We start from the raw sequence: 26,196 nt of genomic DNA on the forward strand, positions 1-26,196 counted from the left end.
AAGGATAGGGTCGCCATCGTCACCGGCGCCGGACAGGGCATCGGCGCCTCGGTGGGGCGGCCCGGCGGAGACGCGACATGAGCAGCCAACCGAGATTCAACTGGGAAGACCCCTTGCTGATGGACCAGCAGCTGACCGACGACGAACGCATGGTGCGCGATACCGCAGCGGCGTATTCGCAGGACAAGCTGGCGCCGCGCGTGCTCGAAGCCTTCCGCAACGAGAAAACCGATCCGGCGATCTTCCGCGAGATGGGCGAACTCGGCCTGCTCGGCACCACCATCCCCGAGGAATACGGCGGCGCCGGCATGAACTACGTCTGCTACGGCCTCGCCGCGCGCGAAGTCGAGCGCGTCGATTCGGGCTATCGCTCGATGATGAGCGTGCAAAGTTCGCTGGTCATGGTGCCGATCTACGAGTTCGGCAACGAAGCCGCGCGCAGGAAGTATCTGCCCAAGCTCGCCACCGGCGAACTGATCGGCTGCTTCGGCCTGACCGAGCCGAACCACGGCTCCGACCCCGGCAGCATGATCACGCGCGCCCGTGCCGTCGACGGCGGCTACAGCATCTCGGGTTCGAAAATGTGGATCACCAACAGCCCGATTGCCGACGTCTTCGTGGTCTGGGCCAAGGACGACGGCGGCCAGATTCGCGGCTTCGTGCTCGAAAAGGGCTGGAAGGGACTTACCGCGCCGGCCATCCACGGCAAGGTGGGGCTACGCGCCTCGATCACCGGCGAGATCGTCATGGACGAAGTCTTCTGTCCCGAGGAAAACGCCTTCCCCGATGTGCGCGGCCTCAAGGGACCGTTCACCTGCCTCAACTCGGCGCGTTTCGGCATCGCCTGGGGGGCATTGGGTGCCGCAGAGTATTGCTGGCATGCGGCACGCCAATACACGCTGGACCGCAAGCAGTTCGGCCGGCCGCTGGCCGCCAACCAGCTGATCCAGTTGAAGCTGGCCAACATGCAGACCGAGATCACGATGGCCCTGCAAGGTTGCCTGCGCCTGGGTCGGATGAAGGACGAGGGCACGGCGGCGGTCGAGATCACCTCGATCATGAAGCGCAATTCCTGCGGCAAGTCGCTCGACATCGCCCGCATGGCGAGGGACATGCTGGGCGGCAACGGCATCTCGGACGAGTTCGGCGTGATCCGCCATGTCGTGAATCTGGAAGTTGTGAATACCTACGAAGGCACGCACGACATCCATGCGCTGATCCTGGGCCGGGCACAGACGGGGATTCAGGCGTTCAGCAACTGACTGCAGTTCACACCGGGGACATGCAAAATGAATCGAACCGTACTCAAGGGAAAAATTCACCGCGTGACGACGACCCACTCCGAGCTGCACTACGAGGGGTCCTGCGCCATCGACGAAGATCTGCTGCTGGCGGCCGACATCCGCGAGTACGAGCAGATCGACATCTACAACGTGAACAACGGCGAACGCTTCACCACCTACGCCATATGCGGCGCGCGCGGCTCCGGCATCATTTCGGTCAATGGCGCCGCGGCACGCAAGGCCGCGCCCGGCGACCTGCTGATCATCGCCAGCTATGGCAGCGCCAGCGAGGAGGAACTGCGCCGCTTCGAGCCGCGCCTGGTCTACGTCGATGCGGGCAACCGGATCCTGCGACAGCGTGCCGCCATTCCCTGCCAGATGGCCGCCTGAGCGGCCGAGCCTCCTCTGCAGCACGACACCCGAGACTAATGTCATGGCCAATAAACGACCCCGGATCACCACCGACACCGAGACGCGCGCCACGGCCGAGCATGCGTTCGATCTTCGGCTGTGGCTGCGCATGCTGGCCTGTACCAATCTGATCGAAAGCCACGTCCGGGTGCGCCTGCGCACCGAGTTCGACATCACGCTGCCGCGCTTCGACCTGATGTCCCAGCTCGAACGCTCGCCAAAAGGCCTGCAGATGGGCGAACTGTCCAAGCGCATGATGGTCACCGGCGGCAATGTCACCGGGATAACCGACCAGTTGGCGGCCGAGGGCCTGGTGGTGCGCGAGGACTGCCCCAAGGACCGGCGTTCCTACATCGTCAAGCTGACGCCGGAGGGCAGCCGCAGCTTCCGCAAAATGGCGCTGGCGCACGAGAAGTGGATACTCGACCTGTTCGGCGCGATGGACGAAACCCATCGCGACCAGATCTACGAACTACTGGGCCTCTTGAAGTCCAGTGCGTCTCGCGCCGCCGGTATCAGCGGCGCCTGAACGCCCGCGAACATCCAAACCCGCCGGCGTTCGGCGGTACAATCGAAGGCCTCCGCGGCGCCGAAAACCGACGTCCCGCGTTGCGCCCAGGACCGGCTGCGAGACATGACAATGCGCCGGCGCGCCAACCCCACGAAAGATCGATCACATGTCCGCTCCCGTCGCCTTCGAGAAATCCCACCTGATCCGCTTCCACCACTGCGACCCGGCGTGCATAGTGTTCTACCCGGAATACCTGGTGATTTTCGACGAGCTGATCGAGGACTGGTTCAACGAAGGGCTGCAGGTCAACTTTGCCCAGTTGCATGCCGAGCAGCGCATCGGCGTGCCGGCGGCGCGCATCGAGGTGGACTTCATCGCGCCGAGCAAGATCGGCGATTCGCTCGGCCTGCGGCTCGTGGTCAAGCGCATCGGCAACAAGTCATTTACGCTGATGATCGAGGGCAGCGTCGGCGGCGAGGTGCGCATCCGCGCGCTGATGGTCAGGGTGGTCGCCGCCATCGATGGTTTGCGCGGCGTGTCGATTCCCGACGTGCTGCGCGAGAAGCTCGCCCGCTTCCACTTTCCGGATCCGCAGTCCTGAAGCCGGCTGCGGCGCGGCGGGCCTTGCCGCCGCCTTAAGGCATTTGCCGCCTTACCAGGCGTCCAGAGCGCACGCCGCCGCCGTCTCGCCAGCGCCAACTATCGCCGCGGCCAGCGCCGGCGCCTGCACCGCGAGGGCGTGGGCATGGAAGCGGGTCAGTTGGTCAAGGCTGCGCAGGTAGTCGGCGCTGTAGGCGGCCTTGCCGGCCGCATTGCGTGCCGCCAGCGCGACCCGCGCCAGTTGCCAACTGCCGCAGACCGAACCCAGCAAGTGCAGGAAAGGCACGGCGCCGGCCAGCACGGCGGCAAGCTGGTCGCGGCCGTTGGCCAGTATCCAGTCCAGCGCGCGTTCCAGTGCCGCGATGTCCTCGGTGAGGCGCCCGGCCATGGATTGCATGCCCTCGGCCGCCGCGAGTTCGGCGGCGACGCCGCGCATTTCGACGATCAGTTCGCGCAATGTCGCGCCGTTTTCGCGCAGGACTTTGCGCCCGACCAGGTCGTTGGCCTGGATGCCGGTGGTGCCTTCGTAGATGGTGATGATGCGCGCATCGCGATAGTGCTGGGCGACGCCGGTCTCCTCGACGAAGCCCATGCCGCCGTGCACCTGGATCGCGTCGTAGCAGACCTGCTGGCACAGCTCGGTGCTCCAGCCCTTGACCACCGGCATCAGCAGGTCGACGTAGCGCTTGGCCTTGCCGGCTGCGGCCTGGTCGGTGGAATGACGCGCGATATCGAACCAGCCGGCCGCCGTGTAGGCCAGTGCGCGCGCCGCCAGGATGCGCGCGCGCATGGTCAGCAGCATGCGCTTGACGTCGGGATGATTGATGATCGGTTGCCCCACCGCGCCGGTGACGGCGTCGCGTCCCTGCACGCGCTCGCGGGCGAAGGCCAGCGCCTGCTGGTAGGCGCGTTCGCCGATGCCGATGCCCTGCACGCCGACGCCGAAGCGCGCCTCGTTCATCATGATGAACATGTATTCGAGGCCGCGGTTGGCCTGCCCGACGATCCAGCCCGCAGCTCCTCCCTTGTCGCCGAAGCTCATCGCGCAGGTCGGGCTGCCGTGGATGCCCAGCTTGTGTTCGAGGCCGACGCAGCGCACGTCGTTCTGCGCGCCGAGGCTGCCATCGCGATTGACCAGGAACTTGGGCACGAGGAACATCGAAATGCCCTTCACGCCCGGCGGCGCATCGGGCAGGCGCGCCAGCACCAGGTGCACGATGTTGGGCGTGATTTCGTGCTCGCCGTAGGAGATGAAAATCTTCTGCCCGCTGATGCGATAGCTGCCGTCGGCCTGCGGCTCGGCGCGGCAGCGGATCGCGGCGAGGTCGGAGCCGGCCTGCGGCTCGGTCAGGTTCATGGTGCCGCCCCATTCGCCGGTCACCAGCTTCTGCAGGTAGGTGGCCTTGAGTTCGTCGCTGGCGGCGAGCAGGATGGCTTCGGCTTCGCCGGTGTTGAGCTGCGGCAGCATGGTGAAGGCGGGTGTTGGCGGAGAACCACATTTCCCAGACGGGAGTCGCCACGCACTTGGGCAGGCCCTGGCCGCCGTACTCGGGCGAGAGCCCGAGGCCGACCCAGCCGCCTGCCGCGAACTGTTTGTAGGCCTCGGCCCAGCCCGGCGGCGTAAGGACCTTGCCGTCTTCGAGGCGGCAGCCGGCACGGTCGCCGGCGCTGTTGAGCGGCGCCAGTACACCGGCGGCGAACTTGCCGGCTTCCTCCAACACGGCATCGACCAGATCGGGCGTGGCTTCCTCACAGCCTGGGCTTTGCGCAATCCCGGGCAGGCCCGCGACTTCGTTGAGCAGGAAGCGGATGTCGGTGAGCGGAGCGTTGTAATCGGTCATCGTAATACCTTCTCCCCATCCCCCTTCCCGGGGAAGGGGGTGATTGGGGTTCGCCGCTGCGCGGCTCCATGTTGTGACTTGCGCCCCTTCGGGCGGCCGTTTGTGGCGCTCATGAAAGTCGGCGCTGGCGGGACGGTGATTTATCGAAAAAGCATGGGGTCCGCAGATTTCGCAGATTAGCGCAGATGGGGCAGAACTCTGCCTGGTTAATCTGCGTAAATCTGCGGATCGAACTTCCAGGTCTATTTCGGCGCGAGGCGCACGGCGCCGTCGAGGCGGATCGATTCGCCGTTGAGCATTTCGTTCTCCACGATATGCGCGGCGAGTTGGGCAAACTCTTCCGGCCGCCCCAGGCGCGGCGGGAAGGGCACGGACTTGCCGAGCGATTCCTGCACCTCGGGCGGCAAGGACTCCATCATCGGCGTGTAGAACAGGCCCGGCGCGATGGTGCACACGCGGATGCCGAAGCGCGCCAACTCGCGCGCGATCGGCAACGTCATGCCGACGATGCCGGCCTTCGATGCGGCATAGGCCGGCTGGCCGATCTGGCCGTCCCAGGCGGCGACCGAAGCGGTGTTGACGATCACGCCGCGCTCGCCGGCGGAGTTTGCTTCGCCCTTGGACATCGCCTCGGCGGTGAGGCGGGTCATGTTGAACGTGCCGACCAGGTTGATGTTGATGACGCGGGCGAAGTTGGCCAGCTTCTGCGGGCCGTCCTTGTTCAGCACCTTTTCCGCAATGCCGATGCCGGCGCAATTGATCAGGCCCTGCAGGCTGCCGAAGCTCGATACGGCCTTGGCCACGCAGGCCTGGGCGTCGGCCTCGGAAGACACGTCGGTGCGCTGAAACACGGCGCGCGTGCCGAGCTCATTTGACAACTCAGCCGCCAGCTTTTCGCCGCGCTCGACATTGAGGTCGGCGATCACGAGATTGGCGCCCTTGCCGTGGAAGGCGCGGACCGTGGCTTCGCCGAGGCCCGAGGCGCCGCCGGTGACGATGAAAGTGGAATTTTCGAATTTCATGTGCTGTCCTTTATGTTGCAAAAAGCATTTTGTCCGCAGATTACGCAGATTGACGCAGATGAATCAAAAGCGTCGCTTGACCAGGCTGTAATCTGCGGATTGAACTTAGGGCATTGCGTTCAGACGTTCTCGACCAAAATCGCCACACCCTGGCCGCCGCCGCAGCAGGCGGACGAAATGCCGAACTGCAGATCGGCTTCCCTGAGTTCGCGCGCTACCGTGGTGGTCAGGCGCACGCCGCTGGCACCCAGCGGATGGCCGATCGCGATGGCGCCGCCATGCACGTTGGCGTGCTCGCGCGCGAGGCCGAGTTCCTTTTCGCAAGCGAGGTACTGGGCACCGAAGGCTTCGTTGATCTCGACCCGGCCGACCTGGTCCAGCGTCATGCCTTTCCTTGCCAGTAGCGCGCGGATCGCCGGCGCCGGGCCGATGCCCATGATCTCGGGCGGCACGCCGACCGCGCAGCCGCCGACCAGGCGCGCCAGCGGCTTCAGGCCGTGGGCGCGCACGTAGTCGCCGGAGGCCACCAGCACCGCGCCGGCGCCATCGACGATGGCCGAGCTGTTGCCGCCGGTCTGCACGCCGCCGAAGGCCGGGCGCAGCTTGGCCAGGGTCTCGTAGTTGGTGGCCTTGGCGTGGCCGTCGCGGGCGAACGACTCGACCTTGCGCGGCAGCTTGAGGCTGCGTGTGTTGTAGCCGGGGAGTTCGAAAGAAGCATTGGTCACCGCCACGATTTCGTCGTCGAAGTAGCCTGCTTCCTGGGCCGCGACGGCGCGCGCAAAACTCTGCGCGGCGTAGCGGTCGACTTCCTCGCGGCTGATGCCGTAGCGCTTGGCCAGGTTCTCCGCCGTGTCGCCCATGCCGGCGCCGGGCGCGGTGTCCTTGGTGGCTTCCCAGAGGAAATCCTTGAATTCGACCTGGCCCATCCTGAAGCCGGCGCGGTGGGTATAGGCGGCGACGGGATTGCGCGTCATCGATTCGGTGCCGACCGCCAGCACCAGTTTCGCCTTGCCCAGCTTGATGTGGTCGGCGGCGGTGATGATGGTCTCGAAACCGGTGCCGCACAGGCGTTGCACCAGCAGCGCCGGCACGCTGGGATCGACGCCGGAATACAGACCGATGTGGCGCGGCAGGAAATAGGCGTCGAAGCTGGCCTGCGCCATGTTGCCGCCGATCACGCAGTCGACGTCGGCGGCGGGGATGCCGCTTTTGGCGAACAGCGCCCGCGCGGCATAGATGCCCATGTCGGTCGGCGAGACTTCGGCCAGTTCCTGCATGTAGTCGGCGAAGGGCGTGCGCAGGCCGGCGACCAGGTAGATGTCGTCCCAGGTGGAGACGACGGCGCGCGCTTCGGATGCGGCATACGGATTGCTCATTTCGCATCCTTCTTGCGGTTGAGGAATTGGCCGATGCGGCCGACCACCTCGGGGCTGGTCTGGGCGACTGCCGCCATCAGCGACTCGACATAGAGGCCGTCGTCGGACGACATGTTGCTGATGCGCTGGATCGTGGTGACCATCGCATAGTTGGCCAGCGGCGCGTTCTCGGCGATGCGCGCGGCCAGCTCCTGCGCCTTGGCCATGCCCTCGCCCTTGCCCACCAGGTAGTGCGACAGGCCCAGGGCCTGGCCTTCCTCGGCGCTCAGCATGCGGCCGGTCAGCATCATCTCGGCCATGCGGCCGGGGCCGACGATGCGCGCCACGCGCACCGAGGCGCCGCCGCCGACGTAGATGCCGTGGCGGCCTTCGGGCAATTGGTACATGGTGTTGGGCTCGGCGATACGGACGTGGGTCGATGTCGCCAGCTCCAGCCCGCCGCCGATCACGGCGCCGTGCAGCACGGCCACCACCGGGATGCCGGTCATCTGGATCTTGCCGAAGACGCGGTGCCAGCCCTGCGAGTGCAACATGACGCCCGGAGGTTCGCGGTGCTGGTGCTCGGTGAGGTCGAGGCCGGCGCAGAAGTGCTCGCCGGCGCCGGCCAGGATCACCACGCGCGCCTCTTCGGGCCGCGCCTCCCAGGCTTTGTCGAGCGCTTCGAGCAGGCGGTCGCTGATGGCGTTGCGCTTGGCCGGCCGGTTCAGCGTGATGGTGTAGATCTGGCCGTCGAGCGTATGGCTTACGAGTTTGTCGGTCACGGTGTGGTCCTTTGAAACATTAAACATTGGGTTCGAAGTCCCCTGCAATCGCCGCGCGCAGCGCGCCAATCAGTCACCCCCCGCGAGGGGGGAAGGGGGGCGGGCGATTAAAGGTCTTCGCGGGTTTCATTCTCGGCGGCTGGCGCTCGGCACAAGGCAGCGTCAGATGAAAATGACGCTCGAATCGGGCACGTCGGAATGCAGTTCGAGCACGCGGTCGGCGCGGCGGGTCAGCACCGCGCGCTGGTTGATGTAGCCCTTGTCGGTCAGCTCGCCGGCCTCGGAGGAGGGCGGCTCGGCCATCAGCAACGCGCGCGCCGGATAGGTCGAGGAGCCGCCGCCCTGCTGTTTGAGGCGCACCAGGCCTTCGCGCAGGCGCTCCTTGATCGCCGGATGGCCGAGCACCGCGGATACCGCCGCGTCGTCGCCGAGGCCGGCGATGCGGCGGCACTCGGCGAGGTTGGGGAAGATCATGAAGCCGATGTCGTCGCGGTCGTGGCCGGTGACCACGATGTCCTGCGCCACCGGCGACAGCGCGCTGATGCCGGCCACGCGCAGGCTGCCGACATGCACCCAGGTGCCGGAGAGCAGCTTGAAATCCTCGGCGACGCGGCCGTCGAACAGCAGGCCCTGTTCGGGGCGCGCCGGATCGACGAAGGAAACGGCATCGCCGATCATGTAGAAACCTTCGTCATCGAAGGCGGCGGCAGTCAGCGCGGGCTGCTTCCAGTAGCCGGGGAACAGGTTGGGACCCTTGACCCGTACTTCGAGCTTGTCCGCCACCGGCACCAGTTTCAGCGTGGTGCCGGGAATCGGCACGCCGATCACGCCGGAGCGCACGGCCTGGAAGTGGCAGTCGGTGCAGGCCGGCGCGGTCTCGGTCGAACCCCACGACGAGAGCATGACGACGGGGTGGCCGAGTTCCATGATCGCCAGGCGTTCCAGTTCGTCCCAGGTCGACTGCGGCAGCGCCGCGCCGGCATAGAAAATGATCTGCAGGCGGGCGAAGAAGCTCTTGCGCAGTGCGGCGTTGTCGCGCAGTTGCGCCACCAGCAGGCCGTAGGCCAGCGGCACGCTGAAATAGATGGTGGGCGAGATCTCGGTGAGGTTCTTCACGGTTTTCGGCAGCAGCGCCGGCAGCGGCTTGCCGTCGTCGATGTAGAGGCTGCCGCCGAAGCGCAGCACCTTGTTGAAGTTGTGGCTGCCGCCGAAGACGTGGCTCCACGGCAGCCAGTCCACGATGACCGGCTTCTGCTGGTTGAGGAAGGGCCAGATCACCGACTTCATCTCGGCGTTCGAGCACATCATGCGCTGGGTCGTGATGACCGCCTTGGGCGCGCCGACCGAACCGGAGGTAAACAGGAACTTGGCGATGGTATCGGGCGTGATGGCGTTGAAGGCGGCGCGCACGGCCACGGAATTCGCCGCGTCGTCATCCGCAGCGGCGAGGAGAGCGTCGTTTGCTCGACCGCCCTGCTGCGCAGGGGCTTCATCAGCGCCAACTTTCTCAATCTCGGCGAAGGGAATCGTGCCCGGCTGCGGCGCGCCGCCGTTCGCACTCCTGCTGCCGGCCACGATCACCGCGTCATGCAGATCGGCTATCGCATTGATCGCCGGCATGAAGCGCTCGATGCCGTCGGCGTAGATCACGCCGGGGCGCAGCAGTTCGACGTTGGCCTTGAGCTTGGCGAAGTCCTTGGAGAGCAGCGAATTGCCCGGCGAGACCGGGCTGATCGGCACGCCGACATGCAGGCAGGCCAGCATCAGCAGGGCGTGTTCGATGCCGTTGTCGGAAAGCACCAGCACCGGCCGCTCGGGCGAGAGCTTCTGCCCGAGCAGCCAGGCGGCGATGCGATGGACGCGCGCCAGAGCCTCGCCGTAAGTCACCTTGACCCAGGCGCCATCCGCGCCGCGCTCGGCGATCAGGACGGCGTCCGGCGTCTCGGCCGCCCATCGCTCCAGCCACTCGCCGGAACAGCGCGCGTAGACGGGCAGGGCCAGGGCCGAGCGGAACAGCCGCGTGCCGTCCGGCCTGGCTTCGAGTATCACGGCCGGATCGACGAACAGTTCGGCCGGCTTGCGGGCAATGGGGTTCATACGACGTCCTTTGGCTTTATTGCATCGACGCGGCGCTTACTTGGAAACGACCTTGAAGGCGCCGTTCTGCACCTGCAGCAGCACGCGGGCGCGGCCGTCGAAGCCGGAGTGGTCGGTCGGGCTCATGTTGAACACGCCATGGGCGCCGGCAATTTCGCGCTCGCTCTCGATCGCGTCGCGCAGCGCGGCGCGGAACTCGGCGGTGCCCGGCTTGGCTTTCTTCAGCGCGACCGGAATCGCACGCGAGGCAATCGCCCAGGCATCCCACATATGGCCGCCGAAGGAGGACAGCGAGCCCTTGCCGAACTTCGCCTCGTAAGCCTTGGCGTATTCGCCGCCGACCTTCTTCGACGGATGCGAATCGGGCAACTGCTCCCACTCGAGCAGGGGACCGGCTACGAGAATTCCGTTCTCCACCGACTTGCCGCCGTTCTTGAGGAACACCGGCGAAGGCGCGCCGTGCGTCTGGTAGATCTGGCCCTTGTAGCCGCGTTCGGCCAGCGCGGCGTGCGCCATTGCCGCCGGAGAACCCGAGGCGACGACGATGACGGCGTCCGGCTTGACGCCGATGAGCTTGATCACCTGGCCGGCGACCGAGGTGTCGGTCCGCGCGAAGCCCTCGATCGGTCCGAAGCTGATGCCGTACTTGCCGGCGGTCGCTTCAAGGGCCTTGATCCACACCTCGCCGTAGGCATCGGGATGGTAGCCGAGGAAGCCGAGGGTCTTGTAGCCCTTCGACTTGGCGTGTTCGAGCAGCGGCTCCGCCATCAGGCCGATGGGCTGCGGCATGGTGAAGGCCCACTTGAACTTCTCGCCGTCGAGGCGGTTGGGCGCCAGCGCGATCAGCGGCGTCTTGCTGTCCGCCGCGGGCCCCGCAGCCGCCATGACGCCGGGCGTCGTGGTGCCGGTGATCAGCACATCCACCTTGCTCTCGGTAAGGAATTTGGCGACGTTCTTCGAGGTGTTGGTCGGATCGGACCCATCGTCGAGCACGATCCAGTTGATCTTCTCGCCCGCGATGCTGGTCGGGAACAACTGGGTCGTGTTCTTCTGCGGACCGCCGAGCACGGCGGCCGGGCCGGTGGCGGAAACGCTGACGCCGATGTTGATGTCGGCCAGTGCGGCAGTTGCGCCGAACAGCGACAGGACAATGGCCAGCGGCTTGACGGACAGTTTGACTTTCATGTTTTCTCCTCGTGTTGTTGGTGTGAAACTCGGTTGCGGTTGGGCTGCGGGTAATGCGGCTGCGAAATCAGGCGGCGATCGAATGGCTGCCGCCAAGACCGAGATAGCTTTCGATCACGCGCGGGTCGTCGAGCAGGGCGCGGGCGTCGTTCTCCAGTGCCACGCTGCCGTTTTCCAGCACGTAGCCGTAATCGGCGACCTGCAGCGCGGCGCGCGCATTCTGCTCGACCAGCAGGATCGAGACGCCCATCGCCTTCAGCTGCTGCACGATGCGAAAGATTTCGCGGACGATCAGCGGCGCCAGGCCGAGGCTGGGCTCGTCGAGCATCAGCAGCGTCGGCTTGGCCATCAGCGCGCGGCCCATGGCCAGCATCTGCCGTTCGCCGCCGGAGAGCGTGCCGGCCTCCTGCGTGCGGCGTTCGGCCAGGCGCGGGAAGATGGCGAACACCTCGTCCATGGTTTTGGCATGATCGCGCTCGCCGCGCCGGTGGCGGGCGAAGGCGCCGAGCAGCAGGTTGTCGGCCACCGACATGGAGCCGAACAGCTCACGCTTTTCCGGCACCAGTACCAGGCCACGGCCGACCAGCGCGTCGACCGCGATGCCGCCTGAGGTGAGCTGCCCCTGGTATCTGATTTCGCCGCGCGCCGGCAAGAGGCCCATCAGCGCGGAAAGCAGGGTGGTCTTGCCGGCGCCGTTGGGGCCGATCACGGTGACGATCTCGCCCTGGCGGATGCGGATGGAAACCTTGTGGATGGCCTCGACGCGGCCATAGGCGACGCAGAGGTCCTGGGTTTCGAGTATCAGCGGCTTCATGGCAATTTACCCCGGTTGACCGCTTTAGACGCAGAGGACGCAGAGACGCAGAGAAGGCAAATGCGAACACCTATTGGGTATGTCTTCGCCTTTCCTCTGCGTCCTCTGCGTCTCTGCGATCTCTGCGTTGAAAGAGTTTCGATCTGCGGTAGGCGCGTCATGTCTCGACCCCGCCCAGGTAGGCTTCGAGAACTTTCGGATTGGTCTGGATTTCCTGCGGCAGGCCTTCGGCCAGATGCTCGCCGAATTCCATGACCACCACGCGGTCGGCCAGGCCCATGACGAAGTCCATGTCGTGTTCGACCAGCAGGATCGCCATGCCCTCGCCGCGCAATTTCGCCAGCAGCTCGGCCAGCGCGCGCTTTTCGAGATGGCGCAGGCCGGCGGCGGGTTCGTCGAGCAGCAGCAGGGTCGGGTCGCTGCACAGCGCGCGGGCGATTTCGACGATACGCTGCTTGCCCAGCGGCAGGCTGCCGGCGGCGTCGAACAGGTGCTCGCCGAGACCGCAGCGCTCCAACTGGTGCGCGGCCTCCCAGAGCAGGCGGCGCTCTTCCTCGCGATCGAGGCGCCAGGCCGATTGCACGAAATTCTTGCGCCCGCGCAGGTGGGCGCCCAGCGCCGCGTTTTCCAGCACCGTCATGTCCTGGTTGAGGCGCACGTGCTGGAAGCTGCGGCTCATGCCGAGCCGGGCGATCTGGCGCGAGCCCAGGGCGTCGATGCGCTGGCCCATGAAATGGATCTCGCCCTCGCTCGGCGGATTGACCCCGGAGATGCAGTTGAACAGCGTGCTCTTGCCGGCGCCGTTGGGGCCGATCAGCGCCATGACTTCGCCGGCGCGCACCGTGAGGCTCATGCTGTTGTTGGCGACCAGGCCGCCGAAGCGCTTGGTGACCTTGACCACCTGCAGCACCTCGCGACCGTGCGGCTGCGGATCGCGCCGCGGCAGGACCAGCGCCGGCTCCACCGTCCTCGCCTGCGCGCGCCGCGGCGCCAGGTTGCCGAAGGCGCGCATCAGGATCGGCCACATGCCGTCGCGGGCGCGATGCAGCACGGCGATGGTCAGCAGGCCGAACACCACCATCTCGAAATTGCCGCTGGCGCCGAGCAGTTTCGGCAGCAGGTCCTGCAGCCATTCCTTGAGGAAGGTCACCGCGCCGGCGCCGAACACCGCGCCCCATACCGCGCCGGCGCCGCCCAGCACCGCCATGAACAGGTACTCGATGCCATGGCCGAGCGAGAATGGCGTCGGATTGACGAAGCGCTGCAGATGGGCGTAGAGCCAGCCCGAGACGCAGGCGAACTGCGCCGCGATCATGAACAGCACCATGCGGTAGCGCAGCGTGTTGATGCCCATCGCCTCGGTCATGGTCATGCTGCGCAAGGACCGCATGGCGCGGCCCTCGCGCGAATCGAGCATGTTGCGGGTGGTGACGATGGCCGCCAGCAGCGTGACCCAGATCACGTAGAAGAAGGCGCGGCTGGAGCCGAGTTCTAGGCCGAACAGGTCGACCGGCGGAATGCTGTCGATGCCGCCGTGGCCGCCCAGCGCCTCCATGTTGCCGAACAGGAAGTAGAGCGAAATGCCCCAGGCGATGGTGCCCAGCGGCAGGAAGTGCCCCGACAGGCGCAGGGTGATGAAGCCCAGCGCCAGCGACACCGCCGTGGTCACCGCCATGCCGACGATCAGCGTGCCCCAGGGCGACATGCCGTGGCGCGTGGTCAGGTAGGCCGTGGTGTAGGCGCCGAGGCCGACGAAGGCCGCCTGGCCGAAGGAAGTCAGGCCGCCGATGCCGGTCAGCAGCACCAGGCCGAGCGCCACCAGCGCCGAAAGGCCGATGTAATTGACCAGCGTCACGGTGAACTGGGCGGCGAACAGCGGCACCATGGCCACCGCCAGCATGAAGGCGATCAGCGCGCGATTGGGGGTGATCATTGCAGGCCTCCGCCGGGCCGTCCCAAGGAGGCCTGCGGCGTTTTCATCTGGAGGCGGCAACGCCGCCGAACCATGGTCACCCCTTTCCTCGGGGCGAAGGCGGGGTTTCGCGGAGCATTGCTCCGCGCCGCCGTAGCCGGCCGGCTGTGCAAAGCCGGCCGTGGGGCCGGGGGCGGGGGATAGGCGTACAGGTCCACCTCAATGCTCCTCGTCGTCGACGTGATGCGTGGTCAGCGAACGCCACAGCAGCACCGGGATGATCAGCGTGAACACGATGACTTCCTTGTAGGCCGAGGCATAGAAGGACGAATAGGATTCGAGCAGGCCGACCAGGATCGCGCCGGCCGCGGCCAGCGGATAGGAGGCCAGGCCGCCGACGATGGCGCCGACGAAACCCTTGAGCCCGATCAGGAAACCGGTGTCGTAATAGATGGTGGTGATCGGCGCGATGAGGATGCCGGAGAAGGCGCCGACCAGCGCCGCCAGCGTGAAGCAGAGTTTGCCGGCGAGATCGGCGGAGATGCCCATCAGGCGCGCGCCGGTGCGGTTGATGGCGGTCGCGCGCAGCGCCTTGCCGTAGATGGAATGCTCGAAGAACAGCGCCAGGCCGGCGATCAGCAGCGCCGCGATGCCGACGATCCACAGCGTCTGGAACTGGATGTAGCTGCTGCCGAGATTGAAGCCGCCGTCGGTGAAGGCCGGGGTGCGGCCGCCTTCGGCGCCGAAGAAATACAGGCCCAGTCCGAGCAGCACGAAATGCACCGCGACCGATACGATCAGCAACAGCAGCACCGTGGCCTCGGCCACCGGCTGGAAGGCCAGGCGATATATCTGCGGCCCGAGCGGCACCACGAACAGCAATGCGACCGCTATCTGCAGCGGATAGCTCAGGGATTTCAGCGGCAGGTAGCGCACCGCGATCAGCGCCAGGATGGGCAAGGCGGCATTCTTCAGGATGATCATCGGCAGCCGCGCGGCGGCCCCCTCGCGCAGCGCCGCGACGCTCTCCACCAGCGCCACGGCGATGCCCAGCGTGACCACCAGCCACATCGTCGGCGGCAGGAATCCGGCGGTGACCGCCGCCATGGACAGCGCGCCATAGGCGACGAATTCGCCCTGCGGGATGAAGATGACGCGGGTGACGGCGAACACCAGCACCAGCGCCAGCGACAGCAGCGCGTAGATCGCGCCGTTGGTGACGCCGTCCTGGATCAGGATCAGGGCGACCGAGGCGTTCACGCTGGTGCCTGCGCCGGTGCCTGTTCAGGTCCGCGGCGCGACCACGCCACCGCAGCTCGTTGCGAAATCTTGCCCATCGCTCCTCCGATACTTGTCTACGCCGCATTGCATGGTCCGGTGACGGCTTGTCGCGTCTTGCGGACTGCGGATGAGGAACGGATTGTGGCGAGCATGTAAGTCGAAGTCAACCTGTTTTATATCAAACTATTAAGGCTGAAGTTACATAATCCATTTCTAATATGTTGCCTGGCTTGTGTTTTTTGCCGCGACACCGGCGGCCAATACCAACACAGTCAGCTTGTTCGATATAAAATTGGAAGGCGAACCATTTCAGGGAAACCCGTCCGAAGCCATGCCCGCCAATCGCAAGCCCCCTGCCATCGGCTGCCTTGCCAGCCACGTCGGCTTCCACCTGCGCCTGGCGCAACTGGCGGTGTTCGAGCATTTCGCCAGCCGCCTCGACGAGATCGAGGTCACGCCGGCGATTTTTTCGGTGCTCGAGGTGCTGCAGCAGAACGATGGCATCACCCAGTCGAAGCTCGCTGCGGCGGTCAGCCTGGAGCGTTCCTCGGTGGTGCCCCTGCTCGACAAGCTGGCCAAGCGCGGCCTGGTCGAGCGCCGCACCTCGACCACCGACCGCCGTCACAATCACCTGCACCTGACCGAGGCCGGGCGTGAGTTGCTGGCCGAGGCGATCCGGCGTGCCAGCCTGCACGAGAAGGAAGTCTGCAAGCCCTTCACGATCGCCGAAAAGAAAATGCTGCTGGAACTGCTCGGCCGCTTCCGGCGGCCGAAGGCCTAGTACGCAGACATGTTGAAACCGATGGATGTAGGAGCGAGCTTGCTCGCGATAGCGGCTTATCGCGAGCAAGCTCGTTCCTACAGGGAATACGCCTTTTCCCTGTTGACTGACTACTAGAGCGCTGCGACGCCTAGCGCGTCGGCTTACCAGAAATTGGAATGAATTTCCGCATCTAGAGAAGCGCGGCAAATGGCTTTCTTTGGCTTTTGGCCATATCTCCTTCATAAGTCGAAAAATTTCCGATCTCGCGCAAACCGAATGCTTGTGCCGGCGAATGGCATGTACAGTGCATATTGCATGGGTATAATCGAGCATCAGCCGAAGATAAATCCATACCGAGCAACGGCCCCGAATAGTGAGGGATGAAGCTTGGCGCTTGTATCGATAACGGATTATGGAAATCATGGCTTCGCATACGACTGCCACATCATTCGGGGACGATGCCGGATTCCACAATGTGAATCCGCATTGTCTGGGGCACATCGTGGAACTGGCAAAGACGCGTCAGATCGTCTGTGCCGACGACATCCACGATGAGCACGGCAACAAGCTTTTGGCGCGGGGCTACGCGATTTCTCCCGAGCTTCAGGAGAAGTTGCTACGGCGCAAGCTGAAGCATCCGCTGGAGTCGAGCCTGACCGTTTCCGGCGGCATCACGATGGAAAACATCGTGGCCGACGCGCTCGCCAGGATCGAGGAAGATGCCGTTCTGACGGCGTTTGCCGGATCAAGCCTGGCCCGCGGGCTGCTGCGCGACATGCGCCAATTTCCCTTGACGGGTCCGCTCAAGCTGTTGTTGACGTCGGCCCGTGAGAACCGCCAGGCCAGCTATGCGCACGGTCTTGCGGCGATGATCGTTTCTGCCGGGATGGCTGCGCGGTTGGGGCTTGGCGAGCCCGACGCCAGCAATCTGATCCTCGCGGCAATGATGCACGATGTCGGCGAGATGTATATCAATCCGGAATATCTCAATTCCACCCAGTCGCTGCCGCCGTCCGCATGGAAACACGTTGCCTCCCATCCCTGCGTCGGCTACGCGTTCATCCGCGAGTTCACCACCTTTCCCTCGGCGGTTGCTGTCTGCATACTGCATCATCACGAGCGCCTCAACGGCAGCGGCTATCCGTTCCGGCTCCGCGTCGAGGCGCTGGATCGGCTGAGTACCCTGCTCGCGGTGGCCGACGTGGTTTCCGCGCTGGTCTTGCGTGGCGGCAATGGCCTGCGCCGAAAGATCGAGGTTGCGCTGAGCATCGTTCCCGAAGAGTTCGATCGCGGTGCGGTGTCGTCGATCAACTATGCCTTGCGCGGCATTGCCGAAGAATCCTGCAATGAATCGCCATGCAACTGCACGAGTCGGATCTTGTCGGTGCTCAAGCAGTTGGGCGACGTCCGGACGACGGCCGAGACACTCCTGGCCGCCGATCGGTCCGGGCCGGTCGGATCTTCCGTCGACTACGCGTTGTCGATACTGGAACACATCGAAAAGAGTCTGCGCGCAACCGGCGTGTCCGACCTGCCCCAGCTTGACCTGTTGGACCAGGATACGCAGGTCATGGGCGAGGTCTGCCTGATCATCCCAGAGATTGCCTGGCGGATGCGAAATCTGGCGCGTAACCTGCACATGCACGTCGAAACCTCAGGCAGCGTCGATGACCTGGCACGGACTGCCGGGCTGATAGCTCTGCTCGATTCGAGGTCCCCGACTGTTGCCTGAACGCTGAGTACCGGGTAACCGTGTAACCGTGTTCCCGGCCGAGGAGGCACGGAGCCGACGTCGACGGCCTTGGCGGCAGGAGCCAAGCCATCGTCATCGTCCGCGCCAGGCCAGTCAATTGTGATAAGGGGAGCGAATCGTGGACATCTTCATGCAAGCCGCCATCGCGGAGGCCCGGGCGGGATTCAGCGAGGGAGGCATCCCCATCGGATCCGTACTGGTTCATCGTGGGGTCATCCTCGGCCGCGGCCACAACCGGCGCGTACAGCAGGGTAGTGCCATCCTGCACGCCGAAATGGATGCCCTGGAAAATGCCGGCCGGCAGCCTGCCCTGGTTTATCGGGAATCGGTTCTCTACACGACGCTGTCGCCCTGCGCGATGTGTACGGGTGCAATTCTGCTGTATGGCATCCCCAGAGTCGTGGTCGGCGAAAACCAAAGCTTCATGGGCGAAGAGGATTTGCTGCGTTCCCGCGGCGTGGTCGTCGAGGTAGTTCAGGCTCCAGACTGCATTTCCCTGATGCGACAATTCATCGCAATGAGCCCGGCCCTCTGGAACGAGGACATCGGCCAGGCAGCAGCAGAATAGCCGGCGCCGGCCGCGCGGTCCGTTAATCAGGAAGGAAAGCCCATGCATGAAATCTACGTCAGCACCGACGTCGAAACCGACGGCCCGGTGGCAGGAAGGCATTCCATGCTGAGCATGGGATCGGCGGCGTATTCGGCCGACAAGAAACTGTTGTCGACCTTCTCCGCCAACCTGGAAACGCTGGCCGGATTCACCGCCGACCCGGTGACCGCTGCCTGGTGGGCGACGCAGCCGGAAGCCTGGTCGGCCTGCAGGCAGAACCTCGAAAGTCCCGGCGCTGCGATGGCGCGCTACCTGGCGTGGCTCAAGGCCTTGCCGGGGAAGCCGGTCTTCGTCGCCTACCCGGTTGTGTTCGATTTTTCCTTCGTGTACTGGTACCTCACGCAGTTTGCCGGCGAGAATCCCTTCGGCTATTCGGCGATCGACATCAAGACCTACGCCATGGCGATGCTGCGCAAACCCTACCGTGCCTGCGGCAAGCGCTCCATGCCGGCCGCGTGGTTCGACCCGCTTGCCCACACTCACGTGGCGCTGGACGATGCGATCGAGCAGGGCGCGCTGTTCTGCAACATGTTGCGCGCCAACCTGGAATCCGCCGAGGTGAAGCCCTGAGCGGATCGGCTGCGTTTTGTCGGCCGGCGCCTCGGACTCGCTTCGAGCCATCGGTGGCGGCCGCCTTGTGGAAAAAGCACCAACGCTGCGGGCAGAAGACTTGTGGCGAAGCGCATTAAAATTTGCTTCGGGCTTTCCTGCCTTCCTTCGCCATCCATCGATCTCCATGTCATCCGCATTACCCTGGTTTGAAATGCCCAATCCCTTCGATCCCGACGGTGGCCGGGTGCTGATGCTGGAGCCGCCCTGGGCTTGCGCGGAGGCCTTGCAGTCGCAGTTGCTCGACGAGACTTACCCCAAGCCCTACGTCATGGACGACGGCGAGCGGCGTTTTCTGCATTTCAACGAACGCCTGATCCAGAGCGCCATGCGTCTCGCCGCGCCCAACGAGCTGGACCTGCGCTACACGCAAAAGATGATGTCCTTCCTGCTGTTCCGTTCCAGGCCGCGGCGTCTCGTGTTGATCGGTCTCGGCGGTGGCTCCCTGGTCAAGTTCTGCCACGCCCGGCTGCCGGCCACGCATGTGACCGTGCTGGAAAACAATCCCGACGTGATCGCCTTGCGGGAGGCCTTCCTGGTGCCGCCCGACAGCCCCAATCTCAAGGTGCTGGAGGCCGACGGTGCGGAGTATCTGGAGCAAACGGAAAAGGGAATCGACGTGTTGCTGGTGGATGCCTTCGACAGCACCGGTTTCGCTCCCAGTCTCGCCAACCGGGAATTCTTCGAGCAAGCCCACTCCAGGCTGACGGGAAGCGGCGTGCTGGTGGTGAATCTGGCGGGAGACAAGCAGCGCTATGACGGGCTGATCGGGGTGGTCATGCAGCTCTTCGACGATCAGGTCATCGTGGTTCCGGTGCCGGAGGACGATAACCATGTGCTGCTGGCCTTCAGGGATCCCCTGTTCGAACCCGACTGGCGCCGGCTGCGTGCTTTGGCCAGGGAATTGCGCGCCAAGTACGGACTGGATTTTCCCGACTTCCTGGAAAAAATCGAGCGCTCGGCCAAGCTCGGTCTGGCCCGCCGCGAAGCGGGACGCGGGCATTGATTCACCTGTTCCAGCGTTGCCAGCCGGCCGGCATGGGCGCGCAGCAGTGCTTCGTGACGGCTCTTCGCCGAGTCGCCAGCATCAACTCTTGCGGTAAAGCAAAAGGATCGGCCTGGACTGCGCGGGCTGCGCAGTCCGCTTGACCCTTGCGCCGGTAGGACCTCTGCTGCGTCGAGTTCCGCTAGCATTTCGCCGCATGAGGCGCGCTTTCCTTTCGATGCTCTGTGTGGCTTCCCTCGCCGGCGGCGCAGGGGCGGCCGATGTCGTGCCGCTCGGCGAGCGGCTGGCGCGGGCACGGTGTCGGGCGGCGGCAGCGTGTTCGAGCTGAATGGCACGCGCGAACCGCGCCTGATCGGCCCGATCGCGGCGAACTGAGCTTGAAGCCGGCACTGCGCGGCATTGCAGGCGCCGTGGCGCCATCCGCTACGGCGAGGATTCGCAGCGGCGAGGAGAGCGTACTTTGCTCGACCGCCCTGCTGCGCAGGGGCTTCATCAGAGCGTTTTTTGCTCGACCGCCTTGTAGCGCAGGGGCTTCATCAGCGCCAACTTTCTGGCTATTCGCCGAGGTAGGCGCTGCGCACGCGCGGATCGGCGAGCAGCGCGGCGGAACTGTCGGCCAGCGTGATGAGGCCGCTTTCCATGACGTAGCCGCGCGAGCAGACCTCCAGCGCGAGCCGGGCGTTCTGCTCGACCAGCAGAATGGTCATGCCTTCGGCGGCGACGGCGCGGATCACCTCGAAGACTTTCTCCACCATCAGCGGTGCCAGGCCCATCGAGGGCTCGTCGAGCAGCAGCAGTTTCGGCCAGCCCATCAGCGCGCGGCCGATCGCCAGCATCTGCTGCTCGCCGCCGGACAGGGTGCCGGCCACCTGCGCGGCGCGTTCCCTGAGGCGCGGCAGCAGGCCGTAGATGCGCTCCAGGTCGCCGGCGATGCCGGCCTTGTCGCGGCGGTGGTAGGCGCCCATGGCGAGGTTTTCGGCGACCGTCAGGCGGGCGAAAATGCCGCGGCCTTCGGGCACGAGCGCCAGGCCGCGGCCGATCAGTTCGTGGCTAGGCAGCGCTTCGATGCGCTCGCCGCCGTAGTGTATCTCGCCGCGCGAGGGAATCATGCGCGCCAGCGCCTTCAGCGTCGAGGTCTTGCCGGCACCGTTGGCGCCGATCAGGCAGACGATCTCGTTCTGCTCGACGGCGAAGGAGATGCCTTTCACGGCGGAAATGCCGCCGTAGTGAATCTGAAGATTCACTACGGCAAGCATGGGACGGCCATCTCCCCGCCGCCCTTCCCCAGAAAGGGGGTGACTGTGCTCGCTCGCTGCGCTCGAAATTGTCGCGTCAGTGGGAGGCGCCAAGGTAGGCCTCGATGACTTTGGGATTGGAGCGCACCGCCTCGGGCACGTCCTCGGCGATTTTTACGCCGTAGTCGAGCACCGCGACGCGGTCGCACAGGCCCAGCACCAGCTTGACGTCGTGCTCGATCAGCAGCACGGTCAGACCGTCGCGGCGCAGGCCTTCGATCAGGCCGCGCAGCGCCGCGGTTTCGGTTGCGTTCATGCCGGCGGCGGGTTCGTCGAGCGCCAGCAGCTTCGGCTCGGTGGCCAGCGCGCGGGCGATTTCCAGCCGCCGCTGGTCGCCATACGACAGGTGGCGCGCCAGGTCGCCGGCGCGGTCGGCGATGCCGACGTAATGCAGCAGCTCGTCGGCCCGGCGGCGGATCGCGGCTTCCTCGGCGCGCTCGGCGCGGGTGCGCAGGATGGCGCCGAAGACGCCGGCGCGGGTGCGCAGGTGGCGGCCGACCATGACGTTTTCCAGCGCGGTCATGTTGCCGAACAGGCGGATGTTCTGGAAGGTGCGCGCGATACCTGCCGCGGCCACCGCATGCGGGCTTTCCAGGCTGAGCGGCGCGCCGGCGAACTGCACCGCGCCGCCGTCGCGCGGATAGAGGCCGGTGAACACGTTGAACAGCGTGGTCTTGCCGGCGCCGTTGGGCCCGATCAGGCCGTAGATTTCGCCGCTCTTGATGGTCAGCGAAACATCCTTCAGCGCCTGCACGCCGCCGAAGCGCTTGGCAATGCCGCGGGCTTCGAGAAGGATGTCAGACATCGGGAAACCACCGAGCCACAGAGGACACAGCGGGCACAGAGACGATCAGGGGAGGTTTTCCTCTGTGATCTCTGTGTCCTTTGTGGCTAATGCCGTTGTTTCTCATGCGCGGTTCTCGTTCATCTCGCGGCGGTGCCGCGTTTCCGGCCACAGGCCGGCGGGGCGGAAGCGCATGGTCAGCACCAGCGCGGCGCCGAACACCAGCATGCGCAGCACTTCCGGATCGATCAGCAGCTTGCCGAACAGCGCGATCTGCGCCGGCTCCACGGTATAGCGCAGCAACTCGGGGACGAAGGAGAGCAGCACGGCGCCGGCGATCACGCCCCAGATGTTGCCCATGCCGCCCAGCACCACCATCGACAGCACCATGATGGATTCGTTGAGGACGAAGCTTTCCGGGCTGACGAAGGTCTGCATCGCGGCGAACATGCCGCCGGCGATGCCGCCGAAGGAGGCGCCCATGGCGAAGGCCAGCAGTTTGATGTTGCGCGTGTTGATGCCGCTGGCCTTGGCCGCGATCTCGTCCTCGCGGATGGCGACCCAGGCGCGGCCGATGCGCGAATCCTGCAGGCGGCGGTTGATGACGATGACCCCCAGCAGTACCAGCATCAGCAGGTAGTAGTACTTGATCGGGCCGCTGAAGACCAGCCCGGCGAAGGTGTCGCTGCCGGCGAAGTTCACCGGCCCGATCTGGAACGAGTCGATGCGGCTGATGCCCTTGGGGCCGTTGGTCAGGTTGATCGGTGAAGAGAGGTTGTTCATGAAAATGCGCACGATCTCGCCGAAGCCCAGCGTGACGATGGCCAGGTAGTCGCCGCGCAGGCGCAGGGTCGGCGCCCCCAGTATGACGCCGGCAATGCAGGCGACGGCGGCGCCGATCGGCAGGATCACCCAGAACGGCAGGTGCAGGCCGAAATGCGGCGAAGCCAGCAGCGCATAGACATAGGCGCCGACCGCATAGAAGGCCACGTAGCCGAGATCGAGCAGGCCGGCGAAGCCGACCACGATGTTGAGCCCGAGCGAGAGCAGCACGAACAGCATGGCGAAGTTGGTGATGCGCACCCAGGCCGTGCCGGCCGAGGCCAGCACGAAGGGCAGGGCGATCAGCGCGACGGCGATCAGGGCCAGCCCGAAACGTTCTTTCGTAGTGCTCATGCTGCCTCTGCCGGGCCGCCCCAAGGAGGCAGCAAGTCAGAACCCGGAAGCCGCGTTAGCGGCTGAACCTTGGTCGCCCCCTTTCGCGGAAAGGGGGTCGGGGGGATTGTTGCCATGGTTAGGCCCTCTCGGAAACCCGCTCGCCGAGCAGGCCGGAGGGGCGCAACACCAGCACCAGGATCAGCATCAGGAAGGCGAACACTTCCTGGTAGTTGCTGCCGAACAGCACGAAGTGGGCGCCGTCGGCGCAGCGCTCGCCCATCCAGCCCATGCCTTCGCCGGCGCCGGGCCAGCGGCAGAGGTTGGTGAGGTCGCCGACGTAGCCGGTGCCTAGCGCTTCCACCAGGCCGAGCAGGATGCCGCCGAGCATGGCCCCGGCGATGTTGCCGATACCGCCCAGCACGGCCGCCGAGAAGGCCTTGAGGCCGAGGCTGAAGCCCATCGTGTAGTGGGCGATGCCGTAGTAGCTGCCGTACATGACGCCGGCGACGGCGCCGAGCCCGGCGCCGATGACGAAGGTGGCGGCGATCACGCGGTCGGCGTTGATCCCCATCAGGCCGGCGACATGGACGTTCTCGGCCGTGGCGCGGATCGCGATGCCGAAGCGCGTGCGATAGACGAACCAGGACAGGCCGGCCATCATGGTCAATGACAAGGCGATGATGGCGATCTGCACACTGCTGATCGCCGCGCCGCCGATGCCGAACACGCGGTTGTCGATGATCTGCGGAAAGGCCAACGGGTTGCGGCCCCAGACCAGCAGGGCCAGGTGCTGCAGGATGATCGACATGCCGATCGCGGTGATCAGCGGCGCCAGGCGCGGCGCGTGGCGCAAGGGCCGATAGGCCGCGCGTTCCAGCAGGTAGCCCATGACCATGCAGGCCGGAATTGCCGCGATGACGCCGGCCAGCACGATGAGCAGCGGCGGCAGGCTGCTGCCGGCCAGCGCGCTGATGACCGAGAAGGCCACCATGGCGCCGATCATGACGACTTCGCCATGGGCGAAATTGATCAGCTGGATCACGCCATAGACCATGGTGTAGCCGAGCGCGACCACGGCATAGACGCTGCCGGTGGTGAGGCCGTTGATGATCTGCTGCAGCAGGATGTCCATGGTCGGGGAGCGCTCGAATCCTGAGGATACCGTCCCCGCATCCCGCGGGAACATAAAAACGGGGAAGGCGCTAAGCGTCTTCCCCGTTGGTGGCGAGCGGCGGCGGCTTACTTGGCTGGAGCAGGTGCCGGAGCTGGAGCCGGAGCAGGTGCGGCGGGTGCCGCCGCAGCCGCTGCGGGCGCTGCTGCAGCGGGTGCCCCAGCCGCGGGAGTTGGCGCTGGCGCCACGGCGGCAGGGGCCGGCGCGGAGAGTGCGGCGTACTCGTCGAGGGTCAGCGACTTGCCGCTCTTGAGAATGGCGACCGGCGTGATCTTGCCTTCCTTCAACGTGAAGATCGTCATCTCGGCATCCTTGCGGTCGCCCTTTTCGTCGAACTGGATGTTGCCGCTGGCGCCGTTGTGGTTGCTCGCCGCGAGTGCCGGCAGGTATTTCGCCGGATCGGCCGAATCGGCCTTCTTCATCGCGGCGATCAGCAGGTTGGCGGAGTCGTAGGTGAAAGGCGAGTAGAGGATCGGATCGACCTTGAACTTGGCCTTGTAGGCGTCGAGGAATTTCTTGCCCGCGGCCTGCACCGGGATACCGGCCTGCGAGCAGAGCAGGCCCTCCGCGGCGGGGCCTGCGAGTTCGGCCATCTTGTCGGTACAGGCGCCGTCGCCGAAGGCGAACACGGCGGTGATCTTGAGTTCGCGCGCCTGCTTGATCAGCGGGCCGGCGGTGGCGTCCATGCCGCCGTAGAACACCGCGTCGGGACGCTTGCCCTTGAGCTTGGTCAGCACCGCCTTCCAGTCCACGGTCTTGTCGGTGCCCTTCTCGCGCGGCAGGACCTTGATGCCGGCAGCCTTGAGCGTCTTCTCGACTTCGTTGGCGAGGCCTTCGCCGTAGGCAGTGGCGTCGTCGATCACGGCGACGGTCTTCGGCTTGTTCTGGCCGGCGAGATAGTTGGCGACGGCCGGGCCCTGCTGGTCGTCGCGGCCGACGACGCGGAACACGCCCTTGAAGCCCTGTTCGGTCAATGCTGGATTGGTCGCGGAGCCGGACACCATCGGCAGGCCGGCGCCATTGTAGATGGCCGAGGCGGGAATCGTGGTGCCGGAATTCAGGTGGCCGACGACGCCGGCGACTTTGGCGTCGATCAATTTCTGCGCCACGGTATTGCCGACCTTGGGATCGGCCTGGTCGTCTTCCGACAGCAGTTCGAACTTGACCTTCTTGCCGCCCAGGCTGATGCCGGCAGCATTGGCTTCGTCGATCGCGAGGCGCGCGCCGTTCTCGTTGTCCTTGCCCAGGTGCGCGATGCCGCCGGTGAGCGGGGCGACGCTGCCGATCTTGACCACCATCGGCGGCGGGGGCGGTGCCTGGACCGGCGGGGGCGGCGGCGGTTCTTCCTTGCCGCAACCCATCATGGCGACGGCGGCGATCACGGAAAGCGAGAGGGCTTTGGTGGGCAGGTTCATGGCAATGCTCCGTTCGGGTCTGGAATTACAGGGACAAGGCTGCGGGCGAATCAGCCGGGCAGATTCTTGCCTGCTGTCATGGACTTGTCAATGCTGCCCGGCACGCTCCATGAGACGAAAAAAAACCAGCCCCGCATCGCGCGGGACTGGTTTTTTCTGCTGCCTGCGGCGGAATTACTTGGCGCCGGCGAGAATCCACTTGACCAGCGTGTGCAGATCCGCTTCCTTGACCGCGGCATTCGGCGGCATCGGGATCTGGCCCCACACACCCTTGCCACCGGCCTTGACCTTGGCAACCAGCATGGCTTCATCGCTGGCCTTGTACTTCTTGGCGACGTCCTGGTAAGCCGGGCCGACCAGTTTCTTGTCGACAGCGTGGCAGGCCATGCAGCCGCTCTTGGTGGCGAGGTCCTTGTTGGCGAATGCCGGGGCCGAAGCCATAACGCCGGCAGCAACCAGCGCGGAGATCAATACCGATTTCATGTTGAGTTCCTTGTCGTGTGGAAAAGATTGAGTTGTGCCGGGGAAAACAAAATTT

General features: G+C 65.4%; 24 protein-coding genes and 1 pseudogene. 9 read left to right on the forward strand and 16 right to left on the reverse strand.

What is annotated here, in order from left to right; genetic code table 11:
* The first annotated feature begins 77 nt into the window (after nucleotides 1-77).
* From RMO95_RS17705 to RMO95_RS17720, 4 genes are all read left to right on the forward strand, one after another.
* Nucleotides 78-1,262 carry an acyl-CoA dehydrogenase gene (locus RMO95_RS17705; RefSeq protein ID WP_310451983.1) on the forward strand — a complete coding sequence of 395 codons (1,185 nt, stop codon included), beginning with the start codon at nucleotides 78-80 and terminating at the stop codon, nucleotides 1,260-1,262.
* A 27-nt stretch (nucleotides 1,263-1,289) separates the two neighbouring features.
* Complete coding sequence (panD, locus tag RMO95_RS17710; protein WP_310451984.1) at nucleotides 1,290-1,673, forward strand: aspartate 1-decarboxylase; 384 nt, start codon at nucleotides 1,290-1,292, stop codon at nucleotides 1,671-1,673.
* A 43-nt stretch (nucleotides 1,674-1,716) separates the two neighbouring features.
* Nucleotides 1,717-2,223, forward strand: a complete 507-nt coding sequence (locus RMO95_RS17715; RefSeq protein ID WP_310451985.1) for a MarR family transcriptional regulator — start codon at nucleotides 1,717-1,719, stop codon at nucleotides 2,221-2,223.
* A gap of 148 nt (nucleotides 2,224-2,371) precedes the next feature.
* Complete coding sequence (locus RMO95_RS17720; RefSeq protein ID WP_310451986.1) at nucleotides 2,372-2,806, forward strand: thioesterase family protein; 435 nt, start codon at nucleotides 2,372-2,374, stop codon at nucleotides 2,804-2,806.
* Between the two features lie 51 nt (nucleotides 2,807-2,857).
* Here the strand turns inward: RMO95_RS17720 and RMO95_RS17725 are convergent, their stop codons facing one another.
* From RMO95_RS17725 to RMO95_RS17770, 10 genes and pseudogenes are all read right to left on the reverse strand, one after another.
* Entirely contained in the window at nucleotides 2,858-4,273 is a 1,416-nt protein-coding gene (locus tag RMO95_RS17725; RefSeq protein WP_310451987.1) for an acyl-CoA dehydrogenase, read from the reverse strand.
* A gap of 316 nt (nucleotides 4,274-4,589) precedes the next feature.
* Nucleotides 4,590-4,646, reverse strand: a pseudogene (locus tag RMO95_RS23135) (acyl-CoA dehydrogenase N-terminal domain-containing protein); the annotation flags it as partial.
* A gap of 242 nt (nucleotides 4,647-4,888) precedes the next feature.
* Entirely contained in the window at nucleotides 4,889-5,668 is a 780-nt protein-coding gene (locus RMO95_RS17735) for a 3-hydroxyacyl-CoA dehydrogenase (protein ID WP_310451989.1), read from the reverse strand.
* Between the two features lie 119 nt (nucleotides 5,669-5,787).
* Nucleotides 5,788-7,044: a thiolase family protein gene (locus tag RMO95_RS17740; RefSeq protein ID WP_310451990.1), complete on the reverse strand. Its 1,257-nt coding sequence runs from the start codon at nucleotides 7,042-7,044 to the stop codon at nucleotides 5,788-5,790.
* Entirely contained in the window at nucleotides 7,041-7,805 is a 765-nt protein-coding gene (locus RMO95_RS17745; RefSeq protein ID WP_310451991.1) for a crotonase/enoyl-CoA hydratase family protein, read from the reverse strand. Before RMO95_RS17745 ends, RMO95_RS17740 begins: the two co-directional genes overlap by 4 nt.
* A gap of 162 nt (nucleotides 7,806-7,967) precedes the next feature.
* Nucleotides 7,968-9,902: a feruloyl-CoA synthase gene (locus RMO95_RS17750; RefSeq protein ID WP_310451992.1), complete on the reverse strand. Its 1,935-nt coding sequence runs from the start codon at nucleotides 9,900-9,902 to the stop codon at nucleotides 7,968-7,970.
* A 36-nt stretch (nucleotides 9,903-9,938) separates the two neighbouring features.
* Nucleotides 9,939-11,087 carry an ABC transporter substrate-binding protein gene (locus RMO95_RS17755; protein ID WP_310451993.1) on the reverse strand — a complete coding sequence of 383 codons (1,149 nt, stop codon included), beginning with the start codon at nucleotides 11,085-11,087 and terminating at the stop codon, nucleotides 9,939-9,941.
* Nucleotides 11,088-11,154: 67 nt separating this feature from the next.
* Nucleotides 11,155-11,889, reverse strand: coding sequence for an ABC transporter ATP-binding protein (locus tag RMO95_RS17760; RefSeq protein ID WP_409574972.1), 735 nt, complete (start codon nucleotides 11,887-11,889; stop codon nucleotides 11,155-11,157).
* Between the two features lie 169 nt (nucleotides 11,890-12,058).
* On the reverse strand, nucleotides 12,059-13,834 hold the full coding sequence (locus tag RMO95_RS17765; RefSeq protein WP_310451995.1) for a branched-chain amino acid ABC transporter ATP-binding protein/permease: 1,776 nt from the start codon (nucleotides 13,832-13,834) through the stop codon (nucleotides 12,059-12,061).
* Between the two features lie 198 nt (nucleotides 13,835-14,032).
* Complete coding sequence (locus RMO95_RS17770; protein ID WP_310451996.1) at nucleotides 14,033-15,073, reverse strand: branched-chain amino acid ABC transporter permease; 1,041 nt, start codon at nucleotides 15,071-15,073, stop codon at nucleotides 14,033-14,035.
* A 352-nt stretch (nucleotides 15,074-15,425) separates the two neighbouring features.
* Between RMO95_RS17770 and RMO95_RS17775 the strand changes: the two genes are divergently transcribed.
* From RMO95_RS17775 to RMO95_RS17795, 5 genes are all read left to right on the forward strand, one after another.
* Nucleotides 15,426-15,875 (forward strand): MarR family transcriptional regulator, encoded by a 450-nt coding sequence (locus RMO95_RS17775; protein ID WP_310451997.1) that lies wholly within the window; start codon nucleotides 15,426-15,428, stop codon nucleotides 15,873-15,875.
* Between the two features lie 394 nt (nucleotides 15,876-16,269).
* On the forward strand, nucleotides 16,270-17,589 hold the full coding sequence (locus tag RMO95_RS17780; RefSeq protein WP_310451998.1) for an HD domain-containing phosphohydrolase: 1,320 nt from the start codon (nucleotides 16,270-16,272) through the stop codon (nucleotides 17,587-17,589).
* A gap of 139 nt (nucleotides 17,590-17,728) precedes the next feature.
* A complete protein-coding gene (locus tag RMO95_RS17785) occupies nucleotides 17,729-18,178 on the forward strand; it encodes a nucleoside deaminase (protein ID WP_310451999.1) in 450 nt (149 codons plus the stop codon).
* A gap of 42 nt (nucleotides 18,179-18,220) precedes the next feature.
* The gene (locus RMO95_RS17790; protein ID WP_310452000.1) at nucleotides 18,221-18,790 is read left to right on the forward strand and encodes a hypothetical protein; all 570 of its coding nucleotides are present in this window, start codon (nucleotides 18,221-18,223) and stop codon (nucleotides 18,788-18,790) included.
* Nucleotides 18,791-18,956: 166 nt separating this feature from the next.
* The gene (locus RMO95_RS17795) at nucleotides 18,957-19,835 is read left to right on the forward strand and encodes a fused MFS/spermidine synthase (RefSeq protein ID WP_310452001.1); all 879 of its coding nucleotides are present in this window, start codon (nucleotides 18,957-18,959) and stop codon (nucleotides 19,833-19,835) included.
* Nucleotides 19,836-20,389: 554 nt separating this feature from the next.
* On the opposite strand, the gene RMO95_RS17800 is transcribed toward RMO95_RS17795, so the two are convergent.
* The 6 genes from RMO95_RS17800 to RMO95_RS17825 form a co-directional block, all read right to left on the reverse strand.
* Nucleotides 20,390-21,091, reverse strand: a complete 702-nt coding sequence (locus tag RMO95_RS17800) for an ABC transporter ATP-binding protein (RefSeq protein WP_310452002.1) — start codon at nucleotides 21,089-21,091, stop codon at nucleotides 20,390-20,392.
* A gap of 76 nt (nucleotides 21,092-21,167) precedes the next feature.
* Nucleotides 21,168-21,935: an ABC transporter ATP-binding protein gene (locus tag RMO95_RS17805; RefSeq protein WP_310452003.1), complete on the reverse strand. Its 768-nt coding sequence runs from the start codon at nucleotides 21,933-21,935 to the stop codon at nucleotides 21,168-21,170.
* Nucleotides 21,936-22,037: 102 nt separating this feature from the next.
* Nucleotides 22,038-23,090, reverse strand: coding sequence for an ABC transporter permease subunit (locus tag RMO95_RS17810; RefSeq protein ID WP_310452004.1), 1,053 nt, complete (start codon nucleotides 23,088-23,090; stop codon nucleotides 22,038-22,040).
* A 118-nt stretch (nucleotides 23,091-23,208) separates the two neighbouring features.
* Complete coding sequence (locus RMO95_RS17815) at nucleotides 23,209-24,204, reverse strand: branched-chain amino acid ABC transporter permease (protein WP_310452005.1); 996 nt, start codon at nucleotides 24,202-24,204, stop codon at nucleotides 23,209-23,211.
* A gap of 107 nt (nucleotides 24,205-24,311) precedes the next feature.
* Nucleotides 24,312-25,658: a branched-chain amino acid ABC transporter substrate-binding protein gene (locus tag RMO95_RS17820; protein WP_310452006.1), complete on the reverse strand. Its 1,347-nt coding sequence runs from the start codon at nucleotides 25,656-25,658 to the stop codon at nucleotides 24,312-24,314.
* Nucleotides 25,659-25,832: 174 nt separating this feature from the next.
* Nucleotides 25,833-26,141 (reverse strand): c-type cytochrome, encoded by a 309-nt coding sequence (locus tag RMO95_RS17825; protein WP_310452007.1) that lies wholly within the window; start codon nucleotides 26,139-26,141, stop codon nucleotides 25,833-25,835.
* Nucleotides 26,142-26,196: the final 55 nt, after the last annotated feature.

Origin of the sequence: Sulfuritalea sp. (genome assembly GCF_031426875.1) — a bacterium.
Classification (GTDB): domain Bacteria; phylum Pseudomonadota; class Gammaproteobacteria; order Burkholderiales; family Rhodocyclaceae; genus Sulfuritalea.